This is a genomic window from Nocardia anaemiae NBRC 100462, from assembly GCF_001612725.1.
Classification (GTDB): Bacteria; Actinomycetota; Actinomycetes; order Mycobacteriales; family Mycobacteriaceae; genus Nocardia; species Nocardia anaemiae.
The window spans coordinates 136,360-147,648 of sequence record NZ_BDAZ01000035.1; the positions used below are offsets into that span (position 1 = coordinate 136,360).

At 67.4% G+C, this 11,289-nt stretch carries 9 protein-coding genes and 1 pseudogene; 4 read left to right on the forward strand and 6 right to left on the reverse strand.

Annotation, left to right across the window (positions count from 1 at the left end):
- Positions 1–96: 96 nt before the first annotated feature.
- Complete coding sequence (locus NA5_RS22245; RefSeq protein WP_040692597.1) at positions 97–1,065, forward strand: sigma-70 family RNA polymerase sigma factor; 969 nt, start codon at positions 97–99, stop codon at positions 1,063–1,065.
- A 213-nt stretch (positions 1,066–1,278) separates the two neighbouring features.
- Here the strand turns inward: NA5_RS22245 and NA5_RS42880 are convergent, their stop codons facing one another.
- The 4 genes and pseudogenes from NA5_RS42880 to NA5_RS22255 form a co-directional block, all read right to left on the reverse strand.
- Positions 1,279–1,401, reverse strand: coding sequence for a hypothetical protein (locus tag NA5_RS42880; RefSeq protein ID WP_281201733.1), 123 nt, complete (start codon positions 1,399–1,401; stop codon positions 1,279–1,281).
- Between the two features lie 59 nt (positions 1,402–1,460).
- Positions 1,461–1,637 (reverse strand): annotated as a pseudogene (locus tag NA5_RS43255) (NAD(P)-binding domain-containing protein); the annotation flags it as partial.
- Positions 1,638–1,684: 47 nt separating this feature from the next.
- Entirely contained in the window at positions 1,685–4,453 is a 2,769-nt protein-coding gene (locus tag NA5_RS22250) for a bifunctional acetate--CoA ligase family protein/GNAT family N-acetyltransferase (RefSeq protein ID WP_062989036.1), read from the reverse strand.
- On the reverse strand, positions 4,446–5,723 hold the full coding sequence (locus NA5_RS22255; protein ID WP_062989038.1) for an acetoin utilization protein AcuC: 1,278 nt from the start codon (positions 5,721–5,723) through the stop codon (positions 4,446–4,448). Before NA5_RS22255 ends, NA5_RS22250 begins: the two co-directional genes overlap by 8 nt.
- A 198-nt stretch (positions 5,724–5,921) precedes the next feature.
- On the opposite strand from NA5_RS22255, the gene NA5_RS22260 reads away from it, so the two are divergent.
- Together NA5_RS22260 and galE are read left to right on the forward strand one after the other, a co-directional pair.
- Positions 5,922–6,608 (forward strand): iron-dependent transcriptional repressor DtxR, encoded by a 687-nt coding sequence (locus NA5_RS22260; protein WP_062989039.1) that lies wholly within the window; start codon positions 5,922–5,924, stop codon positions 6,606–6,608.
- Between the two features lie 3 nt (positions 6,609–6,611).
- The gene (gene galE, locus NA5_RS22265) at positions 6,612–7,592 is read left to right on the forward strand and encodes a UDP-glucose 4-epimerase GalE (protein WP_062989041.1); all 981 of its coding nucleotides are present in this window, start codon (positions 6,612–6,614) and stop codon (positions 7,590–7,592) included.
- Positions 7,593–7,688: 96 nt separating this feature from the next.
- Here galE and NA5_RS22270 read toward each other — a convergent pair whose 3' ends face one another.
- Both NA5_RS22270 and NA5_RS22275 read right to left on the reverse strand, forming a co-directional pair.
- Positions 7,689–8,942, reverse strand: a complete 1,254-nt coding sequence (locus NA5_RS22270) for a DUF4192 domain-containing protein (protein ID WP_062989043.1) — start codon at positions 8,940–8,942, stop codon at positions 7,689–7,691.
- A 425-nt stretch (positions 8,943–9,367) separates the two neighbouring features.
- Positions 9,368–10,090 carry a sensor domain-containing protein gene (locus tag NA5_RS22275; RefSeq protein ID WP_307188886.1) on the reverse strand — a complete coding sequence of 241 codons (723 nt, stop codon included), beginning with the start codon at positions 10,088–10,090 and terminating at the stop codon, positions 9,368–9,370.
- A 235-nt stretch (positions 10,091–10,325) separates the two neighbouring features.
- On the opposite strand from NA5_RS22275, the gene NA5_RS22280 reads away from it, so the two are divergent.
- Complete coding sequence (locus tag NA5_RS22280) at positions 10,326–11,270, forward strand: PAC2 family protein (protein ID WP_062989045.1); 945 nt, start codon at positions 10,326–10,328, stop codon at positions 11,268–11,270.
- The last annotated feature ends 19 nt before the right edge of the window (positions 11,271–11,289 follow it).

The following is an 11,289-nucleotide window of genomic DNA, read 5'->3' on the forward strand; positions in this document are numbered from 1 at the left end:
CCGCAGTTCAGAGCGGTTTATCGGAGCACTAGCGGGGAACTTTCTACCTGTCGGGTCCGTTGATCGGAGTGAGACACCACCGACAGGAGGCAAGTCATGACAAGCCCCGCCACCACTCGTGTGCGCACCAGCGATTCGGACCTCGACGCCCAGAGCCCTGCCGCCGACCTGGTACGCGTGTACCTGAACGGGATCGGCCGTACCGCACTGCTCACGGCAGCCGACGAGGTCGAGCTGGCCAAGCGCATCGAGGCGGGCCTCTATGCGCAGCATCTGCTGGAGACCGGCAAGCGACTGTCGGCCACCCGCAAGCGCGATCTGGCCGCCATCGTTCGCGAAGGCCAGACCGCCCGCTCGCATCTGCTCGAAGCCAACCTCCGGCTCGTGGTCTCCCTCGCCAAGCGCTACACCGGCCGCGGTATGCCGCTGCTGGACCTGATCCAGGAGGGCAACCTCGGCCTGATCAGGGCAATGGAGAAGTTCGACTACGCCAAGGGATTCAAGTTCTCCACCTATGCCACCTGGTGGATCCGGCAGGCCATCACCCGCGGTATGGCCGATCAGAGCCGCACCATCCGCCTGCCCGTGCATCTGGTCGAGCAGGTCAACAAGCTGGCCAGGATCAAGCGCGAACTGCATCAGCAGCTCGGTCGCGAGGCCACCGATGCCGAACTCGCCAACGAGTCCGGCATTCCGGTCGACAAGATCTCCGATCTGCTCGACCACAGCCGCGACCCGGTAAGCCTGGATATGCCGGTCGGCAATGACGAAGAGGCCCCGCTGGGCGATTTCATCGAGGACTCCGAGGCCACCTCGGCCGAATCCGCCGTGATCGCCGGACTCCTGCACCACGATGTGCGCAGCGTGCTCGCCACCCTGGACGAGCGCGAACAGCAGGTCATCCGGTTGCGCTTCGGCTTGGACGACGGCCAGCCGCGCACCCTCGATCAGATCGGCAAGCTCTTCGGGCTCTCCCGCGAGCGCGTTCGTCAGATAGAGCGTGAGGTCATGTCGAAGCTGCGCAAGGGTGAGCGGGCCGACCGGCTGCGCGCCTACGCCAGCTGATTCCGCAATAACTCGTGCCGGGGATCCCGGCACGTGCCCATGACGTCGGACTACTCCGAGGCCGGTCCGACGTCCGGCTTGGTGACCCGGGACGGTCACCTCGAACGCCGACCGGTGACCGCGCGTCCCGCCCCCTCCGGGTTCGCGCGAGCCGGTCGGCGAACCTCATTCGATCCCCGTCCAGTCCGTCGTCGACCGTCACGTTCTCCGGTTTCAGTTCGACCCGGAGTTCTCGGCCTGCAGATCGAGCGGAATCACGAAATCCTCCTGCCCTCGGCCACTGCCGACACTGGCCTGAACGAGTTGTGCGGTGGCCGCCGCGAGCGGCATCGGCACGTCGAGCTGCCGCGCCGCGCCGAGACCCAGATCGAATCCTTGCGCAGCAGTAGTAACGCGACGCGTTGGTAGAACTCCGATGGACCCGAGGCCGCGATCGAAAGCCCGCCCGCCGCGAGCACTTTCGCAGTGCCGCTGACCGGTGCGGCCAGGATGCCTACGCCACGCTGTTCACAGGCCGTGCGAATGGCTGCCCAGGATTGCGCCGAGATGGTCGAGCAGTCCACGACTACCACAGATCAATGCGTTACGGGGCGGCGGAGTCGCATGAGACGGCGGGAGCTCAGCCGAGGCGGCGGGGGCCGGAGTCGAAGCGGCTGGGTTGGGGGCCGAAGCGGGCTCGGGCGTAGAGGATTGCGGCGGCGTTGGCGGAGGCGAGGACGGGGTCGAAGGATAGTTCTCGGATTTCGGGAAGGTCGTCGAAGAGGGACGAGACACGTTGGACGAGTTCGACCAGGGCGGGTTTGTCGACCCGTGGGCTGGCGGGGGTGCCGGAGAGGAGGGGGGCGGCGCGCGGCGCGTCGATGAGGGCGCTCGCTTCATCGGCGGTGAGTGGGAGGGCGCGGTAGGCGCGGTCGCCGAGGAGTTCGATGATCATGCCGGAGAGGCCGAATTCGATGACCGAACCGAAGGACGGGTCGTCCTGCACCCGCAGCACACAGCCGACGCCGGGGGTGGCCATCTTCTGGATGTGCACGGCGGGGTCACCGCATAGTTCCACCAGATGCGAATAGGCCTGGCGCACGGCCTCCGGGCGCCACAGGTCCAGTCGGACACCGCTGAGATCCGGTCGGCGCCGCCACATTTCGCCGGTCGCCTTGGCCGCGACCGGATAGCCGATTTCCTCGGCCGCCGCCACCGCTTCGTCGGCGCTGCGGACCTCACGGAATTCGACGACATGAATTCCATAGCAGTCCAACAGATCCACAGCTTCGAGGTCGGTGAGCCAACGCCCGTCGGATTCGGCCATCCAGCCCGCGACCAGCCGTTTGGCCCGTTCCGCGTCGATGCCCGCCGGACGCACCACCGTCGACACCGGTTTGGTGCGCCACTGCGCGTACCGGTGCGCCCTGGCCAGCGCCCGTGCGGCGCGCTCGGGATCCGGGTAGGACGGTATCGACCCGCGCACCGCCGTACCGGCCGGACCGCGCCTGGCCAGTAGGTTCGGAATCCCTTGCTCGGCAACGAAAGTGGTGAGAATGGGTTTCGCCGCATCGGGCACGGCCGCCGCGGCCTCGCGAATGGCATCGGCGAATCCGGCCATCGGCAGCGGCACCGGCGGCGCGAAAACGACGATCACCGCGTCGATCTCGTCCGAGCGCAGTGCGGCGACCACTGCGTCCAGATAGGCAACCGGCGTCGCGTCCGGCCCCAAGCTCACCGGATCGCCGATCGACTGCTCATCCACCACACGCTCCGTCGGGCGCGGGCGCCGAACGCCGTCATATCGCACTGTGGCGGGTCGCCGGACATCGAGCCCCTCACCCCGCGCGGCATCGACGGCGAGCCAGTTCAACGCCGCGCTATTGCCGATCACAGCGACCCGCGGCCCCGCGGGCAGCGGCTGATAACCCAGTAGCGCCGCACAGTCGAACAGCTCCGAAATCGAATCGACCTGAACGATTCCCGACTGCGTGAACAGGTCCCGCACGATGGATCGGTCCATATCGCCGGTCGGCTGGGACCGCGCGGCCAATCGCCCACTGCTCACCGCGACGATCGGTTTACTCCGCGCGACTCGACGCGCGATGCGGGAGAATTTGCGCGGGTTACCGAAGCTCTCCAGATACAGCAGGATCACATCGGTGGCGGAGTCGGTGTCCCAGTACTGCAGTAGGTCGTTGCCGGACACATCAGCGCGGTTGCCCGCTGAGACGAAGGTCGACAACCCGAGGTTGCGCGCGGCGGCCTCACCGAGGATGGCGGCACCCAACGGTCCGGACTGACAGAAGAATCCGATGCGCCCGGGCCCGGGCAGCACCGAGGCCAGAGTCGCGTTCAAGGAAACCGAGGCATCGGTATTGGCGATGCCAAGCGCGCTCGGTCCCACCACCCGCATCCCGTGTCCGCGCGCCGCGGTAACCAGCTCGTGTTCGGCGACCACGCCGCCATCACCGGTCTCCCCGAAGCCCGCGGTGAGCACCACCAATCCCTTGACGCCCTTGGCCATACAGTCGTCCAGCACCGAGCCGATCGCCTCCGGCGGCACGGCGACCACCGCGAGGTCGACCTCATCGGGAATATCGCGAACCGTCGGGTAGGCCCGCACACCGCGCACCGATCGCCGATTCGGATTGACCGGGAACACCGGCCCCTGGAACACCCCGGACAGCAGGTTGGCCAAGATCACTCCGCCGACCCGGGCCGGGCCGACGGTGGCACCGATCACCGCCACCGAACGCGGCGCGAGCAGATTACCCACACTGCGCGCCTCGGAAGCGCGCTCACGCGAATCACGCACCGACAGCAGGGCTTCGGTCGGATCGATGGCGAATTCCAGATGCAGCACCGAACCGTCCCTGGCGCGCTCCACCTGATAGCCCGCGTCACGGAAAACGGTGACCATCACAGTGTTCTCGGCGAGCACCTCGGCAACGAACGTCTCGATCTTGTTCTCCGCGGCCGCACCAGCCAGATGTTCGAGCAGGATCGACCCGAGGCCGCGTCCCTGATGTCCGTCGGCAACCACGAATGCGACTTCGGCGGCGCGCGGTCCGGTGCGGTCGGTCAGCAGTTCGTAGCGGCCGACCGCGATGATCGCCTCACCGAGTACCAACAGCAATCCGACCCGGTCGTGATGGTCGACGTGGGTGGAGCGGTACAGGTCCTTGGGCGAAATCCTCGGATACGGACCGAAGTAGCGCAGATAGCGGGAGCGATCCGATAGTGCCGTGTGGAATTCCTGCAGCCGCTCGGCGTCATCGGGCGTGATCGGGCGTAGTCGCACCACGCCGCCGTCGGAGGCGAGCACATCGGCGAACCAGTGTTGCGGTGGCGGTGGCGGCACCGCGGGCGTGCTCGGAGAGTCCGGGACGGGCGGGTTCTCAGTCACGGGGGTCCTCCGGATCCAGTCCGAGCAACCCGAAGGTGGCTCGGCGCGTGGCCAATACGGCCGTATCGATAGCGCGTTGCGCGCGGTCGGTGCGCGCGTCCCCAGTCACCACGGTGCCGCCGGGACCATCCCAAGGGCGGTAGGCGGTGTCGCCACCATCACCCATCGTGCGCGGCGGGTCGACGGTCGGCGCCGCGGCGCGGATCATCTCGATCCAGTCCTGCGGCACCGCGGTTTCCGGTGCGATGGTGCGGTCCAGTGCGGTCGCCAGCAGGTGCGTCCAAGCGCGCGGCACCACCCGCACAAGCCCGTAGCCACCGCCACCGACGGCGAGCCAACGGCCCTCGGCGTATTCGTCGGCCAGATCACGCATGGCGATGAAGGCGGCGCGTTGACCGTCGACGGTCAGTTCCATATCGGCGAGCGGGTCCTCGCGATGGGTGTCGACACCGCATTGGCTGACCACGATCTGCGGGCGGAAGGCGGCGAGCGCGCCGGGCACGATCGCGTGAAAGCCGCGCAGCCACTGGGGATCCCGGGTACCGGGCAGGACCGCGAGATTGATCGCGGTACCCTCGGCGGCGCCGTGGCCGGTCTCCTCCGGCCAACCGGTATTCGGCCACAGAGTGGCCGGATGCTGATGGATCGAGATCGTCAGCACTCGCGGGTCGCCGTAGAAGGCGCGTTGCACACCGTCGCCGTGATGCACGTCGACATCGATGTAGGCGATCCGATCGAATCCGTTGTCCAGCAGCCAGGAGATGGCCACGGCCGCATCGTTGTAGATGCAGAATCCGGCCGCCGAATCCGGCATCGCGTGATGCATTCCGCCACCGATGCTCACCGCGCGCCGGGTCCGCCCCCGGGCGATCTCGCGTGCGGCGGTCAATGTGCCGCCGACGATCACCGAGGCCGCCTGATGCATCCGCGGGAATACCGGATTGTCCGGTGAGCCGAGGCCGTAGGGCGGTGCGAGCGGCGCACCCGCGAGTGGTGTCGCATTCTCGACGGCCTCGATGTAATCCGCGGTATGGATGCGCAGCAAATCGGACACTTCGGCCCGCTCCGGCACCAATCGCTCGACACCGTCGAGTAATCCGAGACTTTCCGCAAGGGCCATGGTGAACTGCAGGCGTGCCGGTTTCATGGGGTGCTCCGGCGTCCACGCGTAGTCGAGGAAGCGGTCGGTCCAGACGACGGTCCCGGATCCCGCCTCGAGATCACCTTCGTCGAGCGGCGCGGACTGTTCGCCGTGCGGTGCAGTGGCCATGGTCGCAACGCTACGCGGGAAGGTAACGGCCCCGTTGGACGTTCGTATGCAGTAGAAATACAAGCGAGAGCGAACACGGTGACAGGCCGTGCGCCGACAGAATTCCCACAGCGCAGTCACGGGTGTAGCGCGAGACCACGCGGCACGCGGTGGTGCCGCCGTGCGTGGGTAGAATTCGTGCCGACGAAGGGGTAACAGGTGAAGGATCTGGTCGACACCACGGAGATGTACCTCCGTACCATCTACGACCTCGAGGAAGAGGGCGTGGTGCCCCTGCGTGCGCGCATCGCCGAGCGCCTCGAGCAAAGTGGTCCGACGGTCAGCCAGACTGTCGCGCGAATGGAACGCGATGGTCTGCTGCTGGTCGCCGGTGATCGCCATCTCGAACTGACCGAGAAGGGTCGCAGCATGGCGGTCGCGGTCATGCGCAAGCATCGCCTCGCCGAGCGGCTGCTCGTGGACATCATCGGGCTCGACTGGCAGAACGTGCACGCCGAGGCGTGCCGGTGGGAACACGTCATGAGCGAGGATGTCGAGCGGCGGCTGGTCGAGGTGCTCAATCACCCGACCACCTCTCCCTACGGCAACCCGATTCCGGGCCTGGACGAACTGGGCCTCGTCTCGCCGAGCGGCGCCGACGAGACCCTGGTGCGGCTGTCGGATCTGCCGCACGGCCAGGTGCACGCGGTCGTGGTGCGTCGCCTCGCCGAACACATCCAGACCGATCCCGAGGTCATCGGTCAGTTGCGGGAGGCGGGCGTGGTGCCCGACGCCCGGGTGACGGTCGAGACCAAACCCGGATCGGTGGTCATCACCGTGCCAGGCCACGAGGGTTTCGAGCTCTCGGACGAAATGGCCCACGCCGTCCAGGTGAAGTTGGTCTGAGGCGTGAAACTTCTGGTCACGGGTGGCGCGGGTTATGTCGGTGGCGTCTGCGCGCAGGTGCTGCTCGAATCGGGGCATGAGGTTGTGGTGGTCGACGATCTGTCGACCGGCAATGCCGAGGGCGTGCCCACCGAGGCGCGATTCGTCGAGGGTGATGTCGCGGTCGCCGCGCCCGCACTGCTCGCGGCCGAATCCTTCGACGGCGTCCTGCATTTCGCGGCGCAGTCGCTGGTCGGTGAGTCGGTGCAGCAGCCGGAGAAGTACTGGCACGGCAATGTGGTGAAGACGCTCGAGCTGTTGGAGGCGATGCGTCGCACCGAAACGCCGAGGCTGGTCTTCTCCTCGACCGCGGCCGTGTACGGCGAACCCGAACGAGTGCCGATCACCGAGGACGCGCCGACCCGGCCGACCAACCCCTACGGCGCCTCCAAGCTGGCCATCGACCACGCCATCACCTCCTATTCGATCGCACACGGTCTGGCCGCGACCAGCCTGCGCTACTTCAACGTCGCGGGCGCCTACGGCGGCCTCGGCGAAAACCGGGTGGTGGAAACCCATCTCATCCCCCTCGTGCTCCAGGTCGCCCTCGGTCATCGCAAGGCGATCTCGGTCTTCGGCACCGACTGGCCCACCCCCGACGGCACCGCGGTCCGCGATTACATCCACATTCGCGACCTCGCCGACGCCCACGTGCTGGCCCTCGGCTCCGCGCAATCCGGCACGCATCGCATCTTCAATCTCGGCAGCGGCACCGGTTTCTCGGTCCGCGAGGTGATTTCGGCCTGCGAGCGCGTCACCGGCCTGTCCATCGCCGCCGAGGACGCACCGCGCCGGGCTGGCGACCCGGCCACGCTGATCGCGTCCAGCGACCGCGCCATCGCCGACCTCGGATGGCAGCCCAAGCACAACAATCTCGACGAAATCGTCGCCGATGCTTGGGAATTCCTGCGTGATCTCGGCCCGCTGGCACACAGCGCGAAGTAAGCCAGCTCACCATCGAGCGCGGTCACATGGTGGTGCTGTACGTGCCGCAACCACCATGTGACTCGCCGAATCACCTCTGACCACCCGAGAACGCGCTCACCGGAGAACCGGCCCCAGGTCGATGCCGAGGTCCGCGGCAATGCCGAGCCCGCAGTAGGCAAGACGGCGCAACGTCTCCGGGCGCATCCCGGTGCGCAGGGAGATCTCGAGCAGACTCGCCATGGAGTGGTCGGGATCCGCCTCCAGCGCCGCTTGCAGCGCGATGCCTGCGAGCGGTCCGTCACCGCGGATGTAGGCGCTGTAGCCGAGAAGTGTTGCGGCATCGGCGCGGTCGCTGCCCGACAGCGCACGTGTCAGTGCCACCCACAGGGTTTCGGCCGCGGCGGCGTGGGATCCGACCGCCAGCCCGAACAGCGAGTCGCGCACCGTCCGATCACGCAGCGCCGCGGCCAGTTCCGCGTATTCCCGCGCGGCGAGGGCCACACCGGAATCGGTGTTGGCTATCTGCCACAGCACATGTTCGAGCGCGCGCCGGTGATAGCCGTCGGGATCACCGCGCCGCACCGCGGCCGCGTACCGCTCGTGCGCGAGCGCGCGGGCGCTGTCGAGATGGACCGCGACCTGTTGCGCCAGCTCCTCGTCCGGTGCGACCAGATCGGTCAGCTCCGAGCGGGTGCCCCGGATCGGCCGCCCTTCGAGCACATGCGCCACCGTCACCATCGATGTCGCCGGATCCGGCAGCGTCCCATGGTGATCCGCATCGAGCAGACTCCACCACCGCTGCTCGGCCTCGATGGCGCGCACCGCCCAGGCACCCTCGAGGTACACCTCGACCCGCGCCAGTCGCCGCGCGAACGCCGCGATGAGCGTGCCCCATGGCCCCGTACTCCCCGCACCGTTTCGGCGCGTGCGCCGTGGTTCGCGTGCCCGATCATCGATGATTACCGCGAGTACTTCGGTCGCTCCTTCCGCCGCACAGATATGCGAGACGCACTCCGCATACGCCGCCGCGAGACCCCGCCTACTTCCGCCCTCCTGATCCAGGTCGAACCGCACCACCGCATCGATGATCGGACTCCGCTCCGCGTCGCTCGCGCCTCGCAGCACAGCCACCACCAGCGATCGCTCCGGCACGAATCCGACCATGGCGGGCACCGCCACAATCAATTCACCGGGATCGTCGACATGCAGCGAATCCCCCGGAATCCGATTCCCGAACTCCGGCGGCGGTTCCGCACAGATTCCCGGGTGCAACTGTTTCCCGAAACCGCGTGTGCACTCCGACGATTCGTTGTCGACATCCGGATCGAAGAAGGACTCCGAATCGATCCGCGCCGAGATCTCGTCCACGGACCACCGGGCATCAGGACCTTCTGTTGTTCGGTGCATTCGCACACCGCCGCCCGTATCCGCGACGTCACGCGAATGCTCGACATCGCGTAGGTCCGAGTCGCCGACGCGCGGCGGGTGAGCGGATTTGCGGAGGTGAACGGCGGGGCTCGGGCAAAAACCGGGGCGCTGCGATGCACCATCACCTGGATCTCCGAGGGCGGCAGCGGCGTTCGTGGAAGTCGTCATGCATCGAGGGTGCGCTCACCCACCGCGAAGCCCGCGACGCCGACCTGGGGATATCTCGAGACCGAATTGCCCTGTGGAAAACACTTGGACTGTGGACGAATTGGGGATCACACACCAGAACCGCGGCGACCATGTCGGTGCTGCCTGCTAGTGTCCGGCTGCGAGCTCGGGCTGCTGCTCGGCGGAGCCCGGCGCATTCACCCCTTCTCGACCTTTCGCACCGCCGTCGCGAACAACTCGTCCAAGGCGGCGGCATCCGGCTTCGCATCGCCGAATGTCATGTATGTCACGGTGATTCGCACATCGGCGATCTGCCCGGTCAGCGTCTGCATCGACTGCCTCAACCCGGCCGCGCTCACCTGCGGCGCCACGGTGCGACGCAACGCGAGTGTGTCATCGGCGTCGGTCGGCGGCGGCGCCTGCAATTCGGTGGTCACTGTCGTCGTCGTACCCGCCCGGCTGACGTGCACCTGTCGACAGCGCTTCAACTGATCACGCAAGGCCGACAATGGCTGTCCGGTCCTGGTCAACTCCACGGTCATCGTGGCCCGCGTCCGGTTGTCGGTGCCCACCGCGATGGCCGTCTGATTCGGACCGAATTGCTGAGCGGGCGGGGCACATCCATCGGGTCGCACTGTCGAACCGCGCCCGACCCCGGTCAGATCCCCCGCCGCCTGTGCCGCCGCCTCCGCTGGCAGCACCACGGCCTCGTACTCGGCCGGGAACTGCGCGGGATCGGGCAGTAGCGTCGAAAGCTGTGCCGCCACATGCTGGGCCACCGTATTCGGTTCGGAGCCGACCGGATGTCCGGTCACCGTCGATGCGCAACCGGTGAGCAGCATCGCAAGCGCGGCCAGGGGCACCCGACCCGAGAGCCCGAATCCGCCCGGTCCCCTGCGCATCGAATTCGGCACGGTCACCGCTCCACTGTGCCAAACTCCCCGTGCCCGCCCGCGATGCCACGCCGATTCCTCGAGCGCGGCGGGAATGTGCGGGGAACCACCGATGTTGCCCTGTCTTATGGGTCGGTGTCGCCCGTGGCAACGTGTGTCGGCGCCATGGGGGACAATGGACAGTGGTTGACCGCCGCGAATTGCCCAACAGGCCTGTGAACCTGGAAGCTCGCATCGGTGAACCGCGCAGGAAGGAGACGCGATGGACCACGAGTCGCGAATGTACGAGTTGGAGTTCCCAGCTCCGCAGCTGTCGAACGACGATGGCTTGGGTCCGGTCCTGGTACACGGACTGGAGGGCTTCACCGATGCCGGGCATGCGGTGCGGCTGGCCACGACGCACCTGCGCGAAAGTCTGGAGAGCGAGCTCGTCGCCTCGTTCGATGTCGACGAGTTGCTGGACTACCGCTCGCGTCGTCCGCTGATGACGTTCAAGACCGACCACTTCTCGGATTACGCCGAACCCGAGCTGAATCTGTGGGCGCTGCGCGACACATCGGGCACCCCGTTCCTGCTGCTGTCCGGCCTGGAACCGGATCTGCGCTGGGAGAAATTCACCACCGCGGTGCGTCTGCTCGCCGAACAGCTCGGTGTGCGGCGCAGCATCGGACTGAGCGCCATCCCGATGGCGATTCCGCATACCCGCCCGCTCGGCATCACCGCGCACTCCTCCGATCGCGACCTCATCGCCGACCATCAGCGCTGGCCGGGCGAACTACAGGTGCCGGGCAGCGCGTCCTCGCTGCTGGAGTATCGGATGGCCCAGCACGGCCACGAATCCGTCGGCTTCTCGGTGCACGTGCCGCACTACCTCGCGCAAACCGCCTATCCGGAGGCCGCGCAGACCCTGCTCGAACATGTCGCCGACAACGCCGGCCTGGAATTCCCGCTGGCCGCGCTCGGTGAGGCCGCCGCGCGGGTGCGCGAGCAGGTCAACGAGCACATCGCGGGCAACTCCGAGGTCGAGACCGTCGTGCAAGCGCTCGAGCGCCAGTACGACAGCTTCGTGACCGCCCAGGAACGGCAGTCGAGCCTGCTGGTCGGCGACGGTGAACTGCCCAGCGGCGACGAATTGGGCGCCGAATTCGAGCGCTTCCTGGCCGAGCAGGGCGGCTACGACGGCGACGAGGGCGAACAGTCCAACTGACCCGATCACCCTGACCGGG

What these genes read in the sequence shown, in the direction of transcription:
- NA5_RS22245 (WP_040692597.1), top strand. Translation starts at nt 97, where the DNA reads ATGACAAGCCCCGCCACCACTCGTGTGCGCACCAGCGATTCGGACCTC.
- NA5_RS22255 (WP_062989038.1), bottom strand. Translation starts at nt 5,723, where the DNA reads ATGGCCACTGCACCGCACGGCGAACAGTCCGCGCCGCTCGACGAAGGT.
- NA5_RS22280 (WP_062989045.1), top strand. Translation starts at nt 10,326, where the DNA reads ATGGACCACGAGTCGCGAATGTACGAGTTGGAGTTCCCAGCTCCGCAG.